The following is a 16,830-nucleotide window of genomic DNA, read 5'->3' as shown; positions in this document are numbered from 1 at the left end:
CCAATTTCTGTGGTGCGGGTTTTATGCGCCGCATCCCTGCGCCCCAAATGCCACCGCGGCTTTGGGGCGCTCTGTTTGCGCACATCCTGCCCGGGTCTGTTGAAACCCATTGCGGGAAGACGCTTGGAAGGCCGGGCCGTTTTCCCATCTACGCCATCCAGCTCAGGAGATTCAAGGTAATGCAAGAAATATGGTCACAGAACTATGACCCCGCAGGGAATGTGTGGGTCTCGGCGCTGGTTGCGCTGATCCCCATCATTTTCTTTTTCCTCGCGCTGACCAAGCTGCGCATGAAGGGTTACATCGCAGGCACCATCACGGTGGCGCTGGCACTGGCGGTGGCGCTGCTGTTTTACCGCATGCCTGTGGCAAGTGCGCTGGCATCGGCGGTCTATGGCTTCTTCTACGGTCTGTGGCCGATTGCCTGGATCATCGTGGCCGCAGTGTTCCTGTACAAGGTATCGGTCAAGACCGGGCAGTTCGACATCATCCGCTCGTCCATCCTGTCAGTGACGGAAGACCAGCGGCTGCAGTTGATCCTGGTGGGCTTTTGCTTCGGCGCTTTCTTGGAAGGCGCAGCCGGTTTCGGCGCACCCGTGGCCATCACGGCGGCGCTGCTGGTGGGCCTGGGCTTCAAGCCGCTGTATGCCGCCGGGCTGTGCCTGATCGGCAATACCGCGCCCGTGGCATTTGGCGCCATGGGCATTCCGATCATCGTGGCGGGCCAGGTGTCGGGCGTCGATACCATGGAGATCAGCCAGATGGCGGGCCGCCAGCTGCCTTTCATGACCATCATCGTGCTGTTCTGGCTGATGGCCATCATGGATGGCTGGCGCGGCGTGAAGGAAACCTGGCCCGCCGTGCTGGTGGGCGGCGGCAGCTTCGCGGTGGTGCAGTTCCTGACGGCCAACTACGTCGGCCCCGAGCTGCCGGACATCACCTCGGCCATCGTCGCACTGGTGGCGCTGACCGCTTTCCTGAAGTTCTGGCAGCCCAAGACCATCTTCCGTTTTGCGCCTGAAGCTGGCACCAACCCCGTGGCCGATGCCGCCAAGGCAAACCTGGCCGCGCCTGCCGTCAAGCTGACAACCGGCGTGGTGCTCAAAGCCTGGTCGCCCTTCATCATCCTGACGGCCATGGTGACGCTGTGGAGCATTCCGCCCTTCAAGGCGCTGTTCGCCGCTGGCGGCCCCTTGGCCGACACCATCATCAGCATCCCCGTACCCATGCTGCACAACCTGGTGGAAAAAATGCCGCCTGCTGTGGCCAACCCCACAGCTTATGGCGCGGTCTATGCCTTCAATTGGCTCTCGGCCACCGGCACGGCCATTCTGATTGCTACGGTGCTGACCATCGTCTATCTACGCATGAAACCCGCCGAGGCCATCAAAACCCTGGGCGAGACGTTCAAGGAACTGGCCCTGCCCATCTACTCCATCGGCATGGTGCTGGCCTTCGCCTTCATCGCCAACTACTCGGGCCTGTCCACCACGCTGGCGATTGCGCTGGCGCACACCGGCAAGGCGTTTGTGTTCTTCTCGCCCTTCCTGGGCTGGATCGGCGTGTTCCTGACAGGGTCTGACACCTCGGCCAATGCCTTGTTCGCCGCACTGCAAGCCACGACGGCAGCGCAGCTGGGCCTGCCCGAAGTGCTGGCCGTGGCCGCCAATACCACCGGCGGCGTTACGGGCAAGATGATCTCGCCCCAGTCGATCGCCATCGCCTGCGCGGCAGTGGGCCTGGCGGGCAAGGAGTCGGACCTGTTCCGCTTCACCGTCAAGCACAGCCTGGCTTTCCTGGTCATCATCGGCATCATTTGCACATTGCAGGCCTATGTGTTCCCGTGGATGATTCCGGGTTTGTAACCAACATCCCGGGAAATTCCATGTCCACCCTACGCCTGTCCGATCGCGTCGCCTGCCAACTGCTGGAGCTGGTTCAAGAGCGCCAGCTCCAGCCGGGCGCGCGATTGCCGACCGAACGCGCACTGGCCGAGCAGATGGGCGTTTCGCGCACCGCGCTGCGCGAGGCCATCCAGCGGCTTTCCAGCCGGGGCGTGCTGGAAAGCCGTGTGGGCGCAGGCACCTTTGTCTGCGCCCACGCGCCGTTGTGGCACGAGCAGGCCGTCGCGCCGCTGGCCTCTTTGCTGCGCGACGACCCCCAGTACCGCTACGACGTGCTGGAGGCGCGCCAGGCGCTGGAGCTGAGTACCGCCTGGTACGCCGCCCAGCGCGCCACCGATCAGGACCGGGACCGCATCCGGCGCTGCTTTGACGACATGCTGCGCCACCAGCAGGCCCAGGACGCGGTCAACGCCGCCCGGGCCGATGCGCAGTTCCATCTGGCGATTGCCGAAGCGTCACACAATGCCGTGCTGGTGCAGATGATGGGCAGCCTGTTCGAGCTGGTGCTGGGCACCGTGGCGCAAAACCGGCGGCTGATGTTCGTGCACAGCGAACCCGGCACCCTGGACCGGCTGACGCAGCAGCATCACGCGCTCATGCAGGCCATCATCGACGGCGAACCGGAGCAGGCCAGAGCCGCCATCAGCGATCACCTGTCCTACGTCCACCAACGCCTGACCCAGGCCGACGCCGATGCCGCCCGCCGCCAGCGGCTGCAGCGCTTTTCCTCTACCGCAGAGAGTTTTTCATGATCATCTCCTCCACCACCGATTACCGCGCGGCCGCCCAAAAGCGCCTGCCGCCTTTTCTTTTCCACTACATCGACGGCGGTGCTTACGCTGAAAAAACGCTGGCACGCAATGTGGATGACTTGGCGGACGTGGCCTTGCGCCAGCGCGTGCTCAAAGACATGAGCCAGCTAGACACCAGCATTGAGCTGTTTGGCGAAAAGCTGGCCCTGCCCGTGGCGCTCTCGCCCGTGGGTTTGACGGGCATGTACGCCCGCCGCGGTGAAGTGCAAGCCGCCACGGCAGCGGATGCCAAGGGCATTCCGTTCACCATGTCCAGCGTCTCGGTCTGCCCGATTGAAGAAGTGGCGCCCAAGCTAGGCCGCCCCATGTGGTTTCAGCTGTACGTGCTCAAAGACCGCGGCTTTATGAAAAACGCCTTGGAGCGTGCGCAGGCAGCGGGCGTCTCGACCTTGGTGTTCACCGTCGATATGCCGGTGCCCGGCGCGCGCTACCGCGATGCGCATTCGGGCATGAGCGGCCCCAACGCTGCCATGCGCCGCTACCTGCAATCGGTCACGCACCCGCAGTGGGCTTTGGATGTGGGCCTGCTGGGCCGCCCCCACACGCTGGGCAATATCTCGACCTATCTGAGTAAAAACGTGAGCCTCGAAGACTACATGGGCTATCTGGGCGCGAACTTTGACCCTTCCATTTCTTGGAAAGACTTGGAGTGGATTCGCGACTTCTGGAAAGGGCCCATGGTCATCAAAGGCATTCTCGACCCTGAAGACGCCAAAGACGCGGTGCGCTTTGGCGCGGACGGCATCATCGTCTCCAACCACGGCGGCCGCCAGCTCGATGGCGTTCTATCCTCGGCCCGCGCGCTGCCAGCGATTGCCGATGCGGTCAAAGGCCAGATCAAAATCTTGGCAGACTCCGGCATTCGCAATGGTTTGGACATCGTGCGCATGCTGGCCTTGGGGGCAGACTGCACCATGATTGGCCGCGCCTACATCTACGCCTTGGCAGCAGAAGGCGGCGCTGGCGTGACCAACCTGTTAAACCTGCTGGAAAAAGAAATGCGCGTGGCCATGACGCTGACCAGTGTGAAAAACGTGGCTGAAATTACTGGCGACCTGTTGGTGCGCGAGGGCTAACAAGCTGCAGCCTTTACGGTGCTGCACGGGCTGCAGCACCGCGCACTTCCAGCTCTACGCTGTCAAGCACGCGGCCTGCAGCATCTTGCAACTCTAAACGATGCCGCCCCGGCCACGGCAACCAATCGACGGAGTTGCCGCGCCCAATCTCTTGGCGCGCAGGCTGCGGCTGGCGCGTCACCAGCACCCAACGCACACGTTGGCTCCCCGTCTGCGGTGCTTGGGCAGCGCCCAACCAACGCAGCTGCAATGGCACGCGCTGGTGCTGCGGTGGAATGTCTGGGTCCAGCGCCAAAATCGTGCCGCTCACAGGTTGCGTGATCTGCGCGCGCAAGAGGCTACTATCTTTTTTAATAGCTACTATGGCTGACACATGCTGGTTTTCAGCTACAAAACCATTTGAATTCCTTGCTGATGCAGCGCTAGCAGCTTTTTTATTAATAGCAAATACCGACTGCTGTGTACCGTCAATGAACCACTCTTGGCGCGCTGGCTCCAGTGCTTGGGCATGGCTGTCACTGACAAAACGCACCGCTTCGCGGCGCACGCTTTGCGGCGCTTGAGGCGCGTGGCTGCCCTGCTTGGCATGCAGCCCGGCCATGATGTCGGCCCAAATGGGCGCTGCGCCGCTGCTGCCACTCACGCCATGCATGGCTGCGCCCGAGGCATTGCCCACCCACACGCCCACCGTGTAGCGCTGCGACCAACCTACCGCCCAGTTGTCGCGCATGTCTTTGCTGGTGCCCGTCTTCACGGCAGTCCAAAAGCGCGTTGCCAGCACACTGTCCAGACCAAACGTCGGCGCGCGTGCGTGCGGGTCCGACAAGATATCGGCGACGATAAATGCTGCTTGTGGCGACACAGCTTTCACCGCTGGTGCCTGCGTACCCAGCCCTTGCAACGCTGGCGCTACCGCAGAAAACTGCCCGCCATTGGCCAGCGCCCGGTAGGCATTGGTCAGGTGCAACAGCGGCACCTCGGCACTGCCCAGCGCCAAGCTGTAGCCATAAAAACCCGCGCTCTCGCGCAGCGGCAGCCCCAGCGCTTGCAGTTGCTCAAAGAAAGCATCGGGCGTCACCATCACCAGCGTGCGCACGGCAGGCACATTCAACGACGATGCCAGCGCCATGCGCACCGACACCCAGCCCTTGAAGCGCCGGTCATAGTTCTGCGGGATATACAGCCCCGCGCCTGTTGCAATCTGGGCTGCCGAGTCTTCCAACAAAGAGGCGGCGGTCAGCCGCTGCTCATCGAGCGCCTGTGCGTACAGAAAGGGCTTGAGCGTTGAGCCAGGCTGACGCCAGGCCAGTACACCATCAACTTCCATTGCCTGACTCAGGCCGCCCGAAGAGCCCACCCATGCCAGCACTTCGCCACTGCGGTTGTCCAGCACCACCGCCGCTGCATCTTCCACATTGCGGCCCTGCAGCTCACGCAGATGGCGCTGCACACTCTCCAGCGCCAGGCGCTGTACCGCGGCACTGACTGTGGTGCGCATGCCCGATGCGGGCGGCGGCGCTGCTGAATCACGCGCCGCCCAAACGCGTTGCGCCCAGTGCGCAGCCATGCCTTCGCTGGCAGGCCAGCGCCTGGCCTGCAGCAGCTGTGGTGTGCGCCACTGCAAGGCGGCACAGTCTGCCTGAGACACGATCAGCTTTTGCGTCACCAGCTCCTGCCACACCTGGCAGGCACGCTGTGCCACCACCTGTGCACTGGCATTGGGGCCTCGCACCAGTGCTGCGGCGATGGACGCTTCCATGGCATCCAGCCCATGCACGGCCTTGCCAAACAGGGTACGACTCAGCGCATCAATTCCCACCAGCTCACCACGAAACGGCAGCAGATTGAGATAGGCCTCCAGAATTTCATCCTTGCGCCACTGGCGCTCCAGCTGCGTGGCTCCCCAGGCCTGGCTGATTTTTTGTCCTACGCTGCGCCCTTGATTGCGCGCACGCAAGTCCTCTTGCAGCAGCCCGACCAGCTGCATGGTGATGGTGCTCGCCCCCCGCGTTTTCTGGTGCCAGACATTGGCCCACGCAGCAGCGGATACCGACTTCCAGTCCACCCCGCTGTGGGCATAAAAACGCTGGTCTTCACTCACCAGCAGTGCCAGCAGCAAGGCTGGAGATACATCCTGGAGTGCGATCCACTGTCCACGGCGCACACTGAAGTCCGTGCGCTGTCGCTGCAGCACCTCGCCTTCTCGCGAAAGAAACAGTGTTTCGGAGGACTGATGGCTGCTGCGAACCTCTTGGAACGATGGCAGCGCACTCACCAGCAAAGGCCAGCACAGGCCAATGACCAGAGCAAGGCGGCGCATTGCCATCCCCCCCATTCAGCCGCCGATCACCACGCGAATAGGCTGATGGTCCGAAGCCTGTGTCTGCGTATCGACCTGCATGCTGCGAATCTGGCTGCGCAGGCTGTCGCTGAGCCAGACAAAATCACAGGCCATGGGCTCAGGTGCATACGTGTTGTCATACACACCAAAAGTCGGTGCATGAGGCTGCTGCGCATGCAGCACCGTCCATGCATCGTGCCAGCGTGCGCCCACCACGCGCTCCGGCCAGCCTGCTTCCAGACACTCCATGGGCTGCGCCTTGGCCATGAGCGCTTCGTATTCAGCTTGACCCACCCCAAAGTTAAAGTCACCGCACAGTACGGCATGACTGGTATGCGCCTTGGCCTGATAGGGCGAGCCATCCTGCGCAAACTGCGGCTGGGAATCAGTGTGTGACAGCGCTTCAAAATGCATGCGTCGCAGGTAGCGAGCCTGAGCCAGACGCTGGCACTGCGAGTGGTATTCCAGATGCGTGGTCATCACCCGCACCGGGCCAAGTTTGGGGTCTTGTACGGTCACCACCGTGCACATGCGCGGCATGCTGCGAATGTTTTCGTCCGCGGGATACGGCAGAGGATAGTGCTGCACCTGCAGTACGGGCAACTGCGTCGCAATCAGATTGCCGAACTGCTGCTCGCCTGCGGCAGTCCACTCATGTACGGAGGGACCAAAGCAGAACGACCAGCCGGGCAGCAAGTCCTGCAACTGCTGCAGCTGGTGCTCAGGACCGCCTTGCAGCTTGGGGTAGTTGACAGCTATCTCCTGCAAGCACAGCACATCAAACGCACCCATTGCCTGTGCGGTTTGCACAATACGCTCTGGGCTGACGACTCCGTCCACTCCACAGCACCATTGCGTATTCCATGTGACCAGTTGCATGAAAAGAGCTTTCTAGAAAAGATTCCTACATAACGTCAGCAATTTCTGACAAGAGCGCCAAAGATAGCGGCTCTTTTGCGCAATCCCAAGTGTTAAGCCTTTATCTGCATAATTTTTCACAATTTACCTACAGGCCATAAATATAGAGCCACCAACCCTCACATAATCAAAAGTTTGCCTGCATCTTCAGCAAGCACCAAATATTGCTGAAGTGCAAACATTTACACACAAGCTTACTGTGCGTCCTCAACTTTCCAGCGTGCATTGGGCAACTCGCCAAACATCTCCGGGGCATACAGCGCTTCTGCACGCGTAGGCGGCAGCACAAAATCGCCCGCATTATTCAGACGCATGGTGTATTGCGCCACTGTCGTGCCTTGTGGCAGATAGTCCCAGTACACGCGATAGCCATCCTGCGCACGCTCCACAAATGTGGGACTCACCCCTTGCCCATCGCTGCGTTCCTGCGCCTGCAATGCGATGGCGGAATCCCGCCCCAGGCCGCCGCCCAGAATGCTGGCTCCTGCCGGGATGGGGTCATTGAGCACCACCCAGGTCATGTCAGCGCTGGCCTGCAGCTCCAGGCGTACATGCACGATATCGCCGCGCTGCCAGCGCCCTGCTTGCGCCCCCGGCCCCGCCGTCAAAGTCTTTCGGATGGCATAGCCCGCCTGCACAGGCTGTGTGCGAGGAACAGCCGCTACAGACTGGAAAGCCATCCAAGGCTGACCTGCCCCACGGTGCTGCACGCTCAATGACGCGGTGCGTCCTTCACCCCACGGAAAGAACAGACTGCGCTGCGGCTCTATGGGCTGCGGCAGTGCACTGCTACTGGCAGATCCCTCCTGCGTGGACACCTCTGCCCAGTGCACGGTCTGTGTTGCAGTTTCCAGCAATGCCGTGGTGTTACCAGTCACGGCATCACGCTCATAGCGCTGCGAGAACTGCCGCAATGCCAACCCTGCCCAGGTGTTGGCCACCGTGGTCTGCCAGCTGCCCTGTTTTTGGCGTGCCAGCAGGCCTGTGACCAGACGTGCCCGCTCGGCCGCCCACTCCGGCTCCTCCATGGTGGTCAGCAGCAGCCTGGCCACATTCACATCCGTGCCCTGCATCAGCCACCACCAGTGGTCGCTGGCATCAGTGCGAAAACCTACTTGTGAGCCGGTATAGAAAAGGCGCGTCTTGAGCACCTGCTGCGCTTGCGCCAGATGCTCTGCCTGTCCGGGCAATTGCGGCATGCGCTGCAGGATGCGCAGCCAGTCAATCACCGCATGGGTCGGCCAGTCCTGAGGGGCAATACGGATGCTCTCCAGCATGGCAGGGCGGGCCTTGCCGCTGTCAGCCAGTGCGGCAATGGCGGCGAGCTTGCGTACATCCAGATCCTGACGCGGGCTCCAGAAATCGCGCTCAATACGGCCTTGCACAAAAGCCACCAGCCCAGCCTCCATACGGTCTCGCTCGGCCTGCGGCAACTGGAACCGCGGGTCTATGGACTGCAGACTGCGATCCACTGCCAGCAAGTAGGCGGTGAGACTGTCGCTACCCCGCGCCTGATGCGCACGCTGCGGCGGGAAGTACATGGCCAGCCCGTCATCGTCCAGATAGGTGGGCAGCGCAGCCATGGTGCGCTCCCACAGCGCCATATCCCCCAGACCAATGGCCTTGCCCACGGTCTGCTCCAGACACACATAGGGGTAAGCTGCCCACCAGTCACGCAAACCGGGCACGCCCTGCACAGGGTCGGCCAGCTTGTCGCTGAAGGTCAGGCGCACGCCACCCTGCCTGGGCAGTGCCTCTCTGGGCCACTCGAGCTGCTGCATCCAGTGCCCGTCAATCTGCACCAACGCCGCCTGTTGCACGCCCAGCGGCACGGCAGGCAACAGACGCAGGCTCAGGGCCAGGCTGTCCTGTGCACCAGAGACGGTATCTCTGGCATCCAGCTGCCACGACCATTCAACCTGCGCAGCCTGCTCCAGCAGCGTAGGCACGGTCACTTCCCAGTTCAGCGCACGCGCTGCATGCGGGGGAATCTCCACCGTCTGTTCCGTCAGGCTCACACCTGTGGCCTTGGGCTGCAGCTGCACACGCATGAGGGCGTCCGTGCTGTTGCGCAGCGTCAACATGGCCTGGAACTGATCGCCCTCGCGCACCACAGGCGGCAGACCGCTGATGAGCTGCAGATCTTGGGTGGTTGCAATGTCTACACTGCCGGTGCCAAAGCGCTGTACGCCATCGTCGGCCACCGCCACGATGGTGAAACTGCTCAGTGCGTCATTCAGTGGCACTTCGATCTCTGCTCGCCCCTGGGCATCAAGCTGCACACGCGGCTGCCACAGCAGCAAGGTGTCCAGCAGCTCACGCGTAGGAGCACCAACCCCACCACCACCGCCCGGCGCTGCCGCCTTGCGCCCGTAGTGGCGACGGCCCACCACTTCCATCTGCGCAGTGGCCGTTTCCACGCCCCAGTCGCGGCGCTGCCACATGGCATCACGCAGCTGCCAGCTCAGATTGGGCGACAGTTCCAGCAAAGCCTTGTCCACCGCCGCCACCACCACTTCGGCGTGCGCAGCAGGCTGGCCACCCGGCAGCGTGGCACGGATGGTGACCTTGGCCTTGTCCCGGATCTGGTAGCGCGGCTTGTCTGCTTCTACGCTGACCACCAGCTGCTGCGACTTGTCTTGCACCTGCAGCTCTGCCACGCCAAAGCGGAACGAAGGCTTGCTCAGATCCACCATGGCCGTAGGCGCCACATATTCCTTGCCGCCATGCCAGAAGGCATTCCACCACTGGCGCGGTGCCTTGTAGCCCCAGGTGAAGAAGCTGTACCACGGCACTTCATAGAGCCGCCCACGCAGCGCCAGCACACTCACATAGACGTTTGGCCCCCAGCCAGGCTGCACTTTCAGCTCGATGGTGGGGTCCTTGCCCTCCAGCTGCACCACTTCCGTGTGCAGCACGCCTTCGCGCTCCACGCTCACCAGCGCCGTAGCTTCACGGAAAGGCATGCGCACCTGCAGCCTGGCGATGTCGCCCGGTGCATAGCTGGGCTTTTCTGCCAGCACATCCATGCGGTCATGGTCCTGACCACCAAACCACAACTCGCCCTGACCGGTCACCCAGACCGTATCGGATGCCTGCGATGTGCGGCCCTTGCTGTCTTCGGCAGAGACAATCAGTTCGACCTCTCCAGCCTCCAGCACCTGCACTTCGCACAGCAACAGGCCGCGCGCATCGCTCTTGCCGCTGCACACCTGGCCCAGCGATTTGCTGCTGCGCTGGTTGTCATAGCTGTAAAAACCGCCTACCAGGCGCTTGCGTGTGCTGGTGGTGGTGTGGTGAATCGCCTCCACCTTCAGTGGCACATGGGCCTGCGGATTGCCAGCCACGTCCACGGCCAGCGCCTGCATGCGCATCTTGCGTCCCACAGACATCCAGCCCTCCGTGCGCAAGCCTGCCACCACCGCCGCAGGCCAGACGGTGTGCGTGCTGCGCAGGGTCTGAATTTCACCGTTAGGATCCGAAAAACTCGCCTCCAGCAGCAATTGCTGTGCGGCTTTGATGGCGGGAAAGTGCTGCAGCACCACCTGGCCCTGCCCCTGCTTGTCCAGCGTCAGTGGCAGCTTGTCGGCAATCAGGCGGGAGCTGTCGCTGGCAGCTTCTGCCTCACGGTCTGCCTGCTCGGGTGCACGCGGTGCGCTGAAGCTGTAGCCACTCCAGCGTGCAAAAGACACGTCCTGCGTGCGCAGCAAGGCACTGAGCTGCACCGGCGTACCGCTGGCTGCACCGCCGTTGATAAAGCTCAGGTGCACATCCACAGCGAGCTTCTGCGGTGCAATCAATGCACCCTTGCTGAGCGGCTGCACGCTGCCCTGGAACACGGGCAGGCGGAAAGCCTCTACGCGGAAGCTGCCGGACTGCTGCACACGCTGGCCGCCATCGGCCGACTCAGGCCAGCGCAGCTCCACCGTGTACTGTCCCAGCTTCGCCGCAGGCGGTACGTCAAAACTGCTGGTGGCATTGCGGCCACCGTTGTGGGTATCGCTCCACTGCAGGCGCTGCTTGTACTGCTGGTTGCTGCCCACGTGGGTGATCAGCACTTCCACCGGCCAGTCTTCAGGGAGCGCCAGCCCCTGCAAAGTCTGGGCACGCACAAAATGCTTCATGGACACGGTCTCGCCCGCACGCACCAGATTGCGGTCCAGCACGGTGTGTGCCACCAGCTCCGGCCCACTGCCCCAGGATGTGGGCAGATTGAAGCGCCAGGGCTCAATGCCACGCTGCCAGTCGCTCCACACAAAAGCCACATCCTGCACGCCGTCATCGGTGTGGCGCGCGCTCACAAACCACTGGCCGCTGCCTTCATGGCCATCACAGCGCGGCGCTTCCTTGTCCAGATTGGGCAACAGCAGCACACCATCAGCACCCGTGATGCCAGAAGCGTGCACACGCCCTCTGCAGTCCGACACCTGTACTTTGGCACCTGCCACAGGCTGGCCTTTGTCCAGCGACGTCACCCACACGGCCGAACCTTCGCGCCCGAGCTTCAGATGCACCGCCAGATTGGTCACCAGCGCAGAGGTACGTACAAACATGCTGCGTGGCGAGCCCAGTCGCTCGTCCAGCAGCGCTGCCCCCAGCCGGGGAGACTCAGCCTCCACCACATAAAAGCCCGGCGCAGCCAGCGGAATGCCTACCACCTCAAAAGGACGTGGATCACCAGCATCCGCCCTGGGCAGCTGCTGATCCTGAACCTGAGGCTTGCCTTTGAGCAGCGACAGCATGCGCGTTTCCACGGAACTGCTGTCCTGCTCCAGCCGGGGTGGCAGTGCCGCGGACAGTTCTCGCTGCGCCTGCTTGCGGCCGATCCAGCCACGGTCATAGCGCTGCACCAGATCCCACCAGTGGATGATGTCGGCGTCACTCTCCAGCCGCAATGTGCGCAGCTTTGCCTTGCCATCCTGCGCCTGATGCTGACCGTCCATGGCCTCCACCTTGCGCACCGTCACAGGCAGGACGGCCACACCATCCTCCCCTTCAGCAAAGCGTTCCAGCACGCCAAAGGGGGCTGCAGCAAATTTGAACAGTGGCGGTGTGTCACCCATCTTTACCTGCAAGGGGAAAGAAGCCGCATTGGCCAGGCGCCGCTGCGCGTCGTCTTCCAGGTCTGCAGGAAGCACCAGCTGGTAGGTGGCCAAAGGCACAAAAGGCTGCTTGAAGCGCAGTTCGCTGACGGCGTCTGCCGTCTCCTGCGTCAGGTCTGGTGCAATCTTTTTGCCATCGTGCTGCAGATACACCTGCGCTGCCTGCGCCTTGGGCACAGGTGCGGTGAAAGACAACAGCACGTCGCGGATGGGCAGACAGCCCGCATTCGCACGCTCGCGCTGGCATTGCAGCTGGGCGGTAAAGGCTTCGCGCACCTGGAAGTCAAAGGTCTGCGTGCTGCCATTGCGCACGCCATTGGCCATGGCCACACCTTCGCCGTAGACCAGCTGCATGTCTGTGCCTGCCGTCAGGCGGCGGTTGCAGCTCAGTGCGATGTAGTGGCCGCGCTCCTCGATCTGCAGCGCCTGAAGCAGCTGCTGGGTCTGTGCGGCATCCTGCACCCGCACGGGGATGCGCTCACCCACATCCTGCGCGCGGCAGTAGACATGCTGCTGCAGGCTTTCTGTCGTCGGCTGACCATTGAGCTGCAGCACAAAGGTCTGCACCTCATCAATGGCGGCATATGTGCCAGGCCAGGTGTTGAGCACCGCAGGCCCAGGCACAAAAAACTGATAGCTGCCAGCGCCCGTCAATGCTGCGCCAGAGGGCAATTTAAAGCCTGAATTACGCGCTACGGTACAGCGCGAACCCGCAGGCAGCGGCTGCGCAAACTGCCAGACCCACTCCCGCGCATCATTCCAGCGGCCACTGCCTTGGGCAGCAGCTTCTGGCATGCACTGGATCTGCACGGGCGCGGTGGCTTGCGGGTTGCCCAGGCGCACGGCATCTGCACTGGTCTGTACCACCACCTGCTGCACATCCGGACTCGCCCCCTGGGGTGTCACTTGCGAGATGCTGGCTGCATGCACAGCGCAGGCTCCCACCATCCCCCCGAGACCCAGCCACCACGATCGAGATAAAGAAAACTGCGCCACGCTGCAACCTCACGTCTGATGCGAATGCCACAAGCCTAACACTGCCTGCCAGCAGGCCTGTCATCAGGCAGGCGACACCCACCGCCAGATACCGCAGGCCGCCGTGCCGGTTTCTGCATCATTTGCGTGCGCAGCACCTACACTGCGCACGCCAGCGTCTGTCGCGCTGGCGCATGGCTTGATGTTTTGACGCAATCGGAGGTTTTTGCATGCAGCACCATACTGGCAGTTTTTGTGACCAAGCCTGGGAACGCAATCTGCTCCTGTTCCAGGCCACACTGGATCTGCCCTTTAACCGCGAACTGGCCGCTGGCACGCTGCCGCGCGATGTCTTTCGCCACTACATGATTCAGGATGCGCACTACCTGGTGGCCTTTGGCCGTGCGCTGGCTGCCGCTGCCGCCAAGGCCGATGATGCCGACGGCGTGGTGCAGTTTGCCGCTGCTGCCCAGGAAGCCGTGGTGGCCGAACGCGAACTGCATCACAGCTTCATGCGTGAATACGCCATCACGCCCGAGGAATTTGCCAGCACGCCGCTGTCACCCACCTGCCACCACTACTGCCACTTTCTGCAGTCCGTCGCCTGGAGCCGCTCCTACCCCGTCGCACTGGCTGCCCTGCTGCCCTGCTTCTGGATTTATGCCGAAGTCGGCGTTGACCTGCAAAAGCGCACGGCCGCTGCCAACCCGTACCAGAGCTGGATTGATACCTATGGCGGCGAAGACTTCCATGCCCATGTGCGCGCCGTGCGCAACACCATTGACGCTGTCGCCGCACAGGCCGATACGCGCACCCTGGCGGAAATGCATGCCGCCTACACCGATGCTGCGCGGCTGGAGTGGATGTTCTGGGACAGCGCCTACCGCATGCAGACCTGGTCCTGCTAAATAATTCATAGCTGCTAGCGCATATATATAAAGGACTTCAGATAGTTTTCTATCTGAAGTCCTTATTTTTCAAGCGCTAACAGCTATTGTTTTTTAATCGATGCTTACTGAGGCTGGAAACCACTTTCGACAATGATGCGCTTCCACACTGCCGTGTAATCACGCTCACGCTGGTGCAGCTGTGCAGGCGTCATGGGGTCGACGACCAGCCCGATGGCTTCGAGCTGCTCACGGATATGGGGTTCCTGCACGCTGTCTGCCAGCGCGTGCGCAAAGCGCTGCTGAAACGCTGCAGGCACACCCTTGGGCGCGTAAATACCGTAGTACGGCATGTCTTCCAGCCCCTTCATACCCAGTTCGGCAAAGGTAGGCACTTCGGGCAGCAGGGGCTGGCGCTTGCCGCCCAGCACGGCCAGTACGCGCACCTTGCCTTCCTTGTGGTAGTTCACAAAGTCCTGCACCGAGCCAATGCCCGCCTCGATCTGGCGGCCCAGCATGTCACCAATCATGGGGCCACTGCCCTTGTAAGGCGCAGAGATCAGATCCAGCTGGTAACGCTGCGCCAGCTGCTTGACCAGAAACTCGGGCGTCGATGCAGGTGCAGGAATGCCCACGGCGCTGCGGCCCTCCGCGTCTTTGCGCACCCATTGCAGATACTCCTCAAAGGTCTTGGCGGGGTGCATGCCGGAGACGGCAAAGGTGTTCACGAACGAGGCAAAACCGCCCATGGGCGTGAAGTCCTGCTCGGGGTCAAAACCTGCATGGCGCACCACCTGCGGCAGGATGGAAATGCTGTGGTCGTGCGTCAAAAACAGCGTTGTGCCATCGGCCGGAGAACTTTTAAGCAACTGGGCAGCAATCTGGCCACCAGCGCCGGGTTTGTTTTCGATGATGACCGTGCGGCCCAGGCGCTGGCTCAGCGGCTCCTGCAGCAGGCGCGCAATCACGTCCGTGCCACCACCGGGAGGAAAGCCCACCAGAATGCGAATCGGGCGCTCCGACGCCCACGACCAGCGCCAGCCTGCCACGCTGGCGGTAGCCAGCACTGCTGCTTGGGAGGCAGTTTGGGCGAGGAAGCGACGGCGGGAGGGATGGGTCACAAATTACTCCGGTAGTGAAATAAAGAAAAAGCCATACACGGCCATCTGCCAGCCTACCGGACGAAATGCATCGAAAAATGAATAAACACCAAGCATATGGCGATGCATCACATCGTGAACACCGCAGAAAGACAAAGAAAAAGGGACGCCGAGGCGTCCCTTGATGGCGTGCAGCACAAGCTGCCAGAAGCACTTTAGGCCAGGCGTGTGCGGTGCTTGGCCAGCTGGATACGCACCTGCGCAGGCGCAGTACCACCCAGCGTATTGCGCGCGTTCAGCGAGCCTTCCAGGCTCAGCACCTCAAACACATCGGCCTCTACATTGGGGTTGAACGATTGCAGCTCTTCCAGTGGCAGCTCGCTCAGGTCCACGCCCTTTTGGGTTGCCAGCTTCACGGCGTGCGCCACGGTTTCGTGGGCATCGCGGAAAGGCAAGCCCTTCTTGACCAGGTAGTCAGCCAGGTCGGTGGCCGTGGCATAGCCCTTGAGCGCAGCAGCGCGCATATTGGCGGCGTTGACGGTGATGCCGCCTTCCTTCTGGCCGGTGACAGGGTTGAACTGGCCGCCAATCATTTCCGCAAAGATGCGCAGGGTGTCCTTGAGCGTATCGACGGTGTCGAACAGCGGCTCTTTGTCTTCCTGGTTGTCCTTGTTGTAGGCCAGCGGCTGGCCCTTCATCAGGGTGATCAGGCCCATCAGGTGACCCACCACACGGCCGGTCTTGCCGCGCGCCAGTTCAGGCACGTCGGGGTTCTTCTTCTGGGGCATGATGGACGAGCCGGTGGTGAAGCGGTCGGCAATCTTGATGAAGCCAAAGTTCTGGCTCATCCACACGATCAGCTCTTCCGACAGGCGCGAGATGTGCACCATGCACAGCGAGGCAGCCGAGGTGAATTCGATCGCAAAGTCGCGGTCGGACACACCGTCCAGCGAGTTCTGGCACACGCCTTCCATGCCCAGCGTCCTGGCTACACGCTCACGGTCCAGCGGGTAGGTGGTGCCTGCCAGCGCCGCAGAGCCCAGCGGCAGCACATTCACGCGCTTGCGCACGTCCAGCATGCGCTCGGCATCGCGCTTGAACATTTCCACATAGGCCAGCAGGTGGTGGGCAAAGCTCACGGGCTGCGCCACTTGCAGGTGGGTGAAGCCAGGCAGGATCACGTCCACGTTCTTTTCGGCCACTTCCACCAGCGACAGCTGCAGCTCCTTGAGCAGGCCTTCGATCAGGTCGATCTCATCACGCAGCCACAGGCGCACGTCGGTAGCCACCTGGTCGTTGCGGCTGCGGCCGGTGTGCAGACGTTTGCCAGCATCGCCCACCAGCTGGGTCAGGCGTGCCTCGATGTTCAGGTGCACGTCTTCCAGATCCAGCTTCCAGTCAAAGGCGCCGGATTCAATTTCCTGCTTGATCTGCGCCATGCCCTTCTGGATGGCTGCGTAGTCGTCCTGGCTGATGACGCCCTGGGCAGCCAGCATTTCAGCGTGGGCCAGAGAGCCTGTGATGTCGGCCTTCCACATGCGCTTGTCAAAAAAGACGCTGGAGGTGTAGCGCTTGACCAAGTCGCTCATGGGCTCGGAAAACAACGCAGACCATGCCTGCGCCTTGGCATCGAGTTGGTTGTGGGAAGGCTGGGTGGTGTTATCAGACATGGGAGGGCAAAATTTCCAGAAATGACAGACACCCGGAATAGCCGG

General features: G+C 62.1%; 10 protein-coding genes. 4 read left to right on the top strand and 6 right to left on the bottom strand.

Features of this window, described 5'->3' with window-relative positions; genetic code table 11:
- Positions 1-179: 179 nt before the first annotated feature.
- The 3 genes from lldP to lldD are packed head-to-tail and all read left to right on the top strand — an operon-like array spanning position 180 to position 3,792.
- The gene (gene lldP / locus B5M06_RS08500; protein ID WP_054065488.1) at positions 180-1,865 is read left to right on the top strand and encodes an L-lactate permease; all 1,686 of its coding nucleotides are present in this window, start codon (positions 180-182) and stop codon (positions 1,863-1,865) included.
- A 20-nt stretch (positions 1,866-1,885) separates the two neighbouring features.
- A complete protein-coding gene (gene lldR / locus B5M06_RS08495; RefSeq protein ID WP_054065487.1) occupies positions 1,886-2,656 on the top strand; it encodes a transcriptional regulator LldR in 771 nt (256 codons plus the stop codon).
- The gene (gene lldD, locus B5M06_RS08490) at positions 2,653-3,792 is read left to right on the top strand and encodes an FMN-dependent L-lactate dehydrogenase LldD (protein WP_054065486.1); all 1,140 of its coding nucleotides are present in this window, start codon (positions 2,653-2,655) and stop codon (positions 3,790-3,792) included. Before lldR ends, lldD begins: the two co-directional genes overlap by 4 nt.
- Positions 3,793-3,805: 13 nt before the next feature.
- Here the strand turns inward: lldD and pbpC are convergent, their stop codons facing one another.
- The 3 genes from pbpC to B5M06_RS08475 form a co-directional block, all read right to left on the bottom strand.
- Entirely contained in the window at positions 3,806-6,118 is a 2,313-nt protein-coding gene (gene pbpC, locus B5M06_RS08485) for a penicillin-binding protein 1C (protein WP_054065485.1), read from the bottom strand.
- 9 nt (positions 6,119-6,127) lie between these two features.
- Positions 6,128-7,012 carry an endonuclease/exonuclease/phosphatase family protein gene (locus B5M06_RS08480; protein ID WP_054065484.1) on the bottom strand — a complete coding sequence of 295 codons (885 nt, stop codon included), beginning with the start codon at positions 7,010-7,012 and terminating at the stop codon, positions 6,128-6,130.
- A gap of 233 nt (positions 7,013-7,245) precedes the next feature.
- Entirely contained in the window at positions 7,246-13,083 is a 5,838-nt protein-coding gene (locus B5M06_RS08475) for an alpha-2-macroglobulin family protein (RefSeq protein ID WP_338028311.1), read from the bottom strand.
- 275 nt (positions 13,084-13,358) lie between these two features.
- Between B5M06_RS08475 and tenA the strand changes: the two genes are divergently transcribed.
- A complete protein-coding gene (gene tenA, locus B5M06_RS08470) occupies positions 13,359-14,036 on the top strand; it encodes a thiaminase II (protein ID WP_054065482.1) in 678 nt (225 codons plus the stop codon).
- Positions 14,037-14,140: 104 nt separating this feature from the next.
- Here tenA and B5M06_RS08465 read toward each other — a convergent pair whose 3' ends face one another.
- Genes B5M06_RS08465 through argH form a run of 3 tightly spaced genes read right to left on the bottom strand, consistent with a single transcriptional unit; the run spans position 14,141 to position 16,785 of the window.
- The gene (locus B5M06_RS08465) at positions 14,141-15,136 is read right to left on the bottom strand and encodes a Bug family tripartite tricarboxylate transporter substrate binding protein (protein WP_054065481.1); all 996 of its coding nucleotides are present in this window, start codon (positions 15,134-15,136) and stop codon (positions 14,141-14,143) included.
- A gap of 3 nt (positions 15,137-15,139) precedes the next feature.
- Positions 15,140-15,313, bottom strand: coding sequence for a hypothetical protein (locus tag B5M06_RS16985; protein WP_162777370.1), 174 nt, complete (start codon positions 15,311-15,313; stop codon positions 15,140-15,142).
- Positions 15,314-15,330: 17 nt separating this feature from the next.
- Complete coding sequence (gene argH, locus B5M06_RS08460; protein WP_054065480.1) at positions 15,331-16,785, bottom strand: argininosuccinate lyase; 1,455 nt, start codon at positions 16,783-16,785, stop codon at positions 15,331-15,333.
- Positions 16,786-16,830 lie beyond the last annotated feature (45 nt).

Source organism: Comamonas kerstersii, assembly GCF_002056725.1.
Classification (GTDB): Bacteria; Pseudomonadota; Gammaproteobacteria; order Burkholderiales; family Burkholderiaceae_C; genus Comamonas; species Comamonas kerstersii.
This window is presented reverse-complemented; position numbering and strand designations above follow the sequence as displayed.

Bases quoted from the DNA above. Each gene is read 5' to 3' on its own strand.
- lldP (WP_054065488.1), top strand. From the start codon at position 180: ATGCAAGAAATATGGTCACAGAACTATGACCCCGCAGGGAATGTGTGG.
- lldR (WP_054065487.1), top strand. From the start codon at position 1,886: ATGTCCACCCTACGCCTGTCCGATCGCGTCGCCTGCCAACTGCTGGAG.
- lldD (WP_054065486.1), top strand. From the start codon at position 2,653: ATGATCATCTCCTCCACCACCGATTACCGCGCGGCCGCCCAAAAGCGC.
- pbpC (WP_054065485.1), bottom strand. From the start codon at position 6,118: ATGGCAATGCGCCGCCTTGCTCTGGTCATTGGCCTGTGCTGGCCTTTG.
- B5M06_RS08480 (WP_054065484.1), bottom strand. From the start codon at position 7,012: ATGCAACTGGTCACATGGAATACGCAATGGTGCTGTGGAGTGGACGGA.
- tenA (WP_054065482.1), top strand. From the start codon at position 13,359: ATGCAGCACCATACTGGCAGTTTTTGTGACCAAGCCTGGGAACGCAAT.
- argH (WP_054065480.1), bottom strand. From the start codon at position 16,785: ATGTCTGATAACACCACCCAGCCTTCCCACAACCAACTCGATGCCAAG.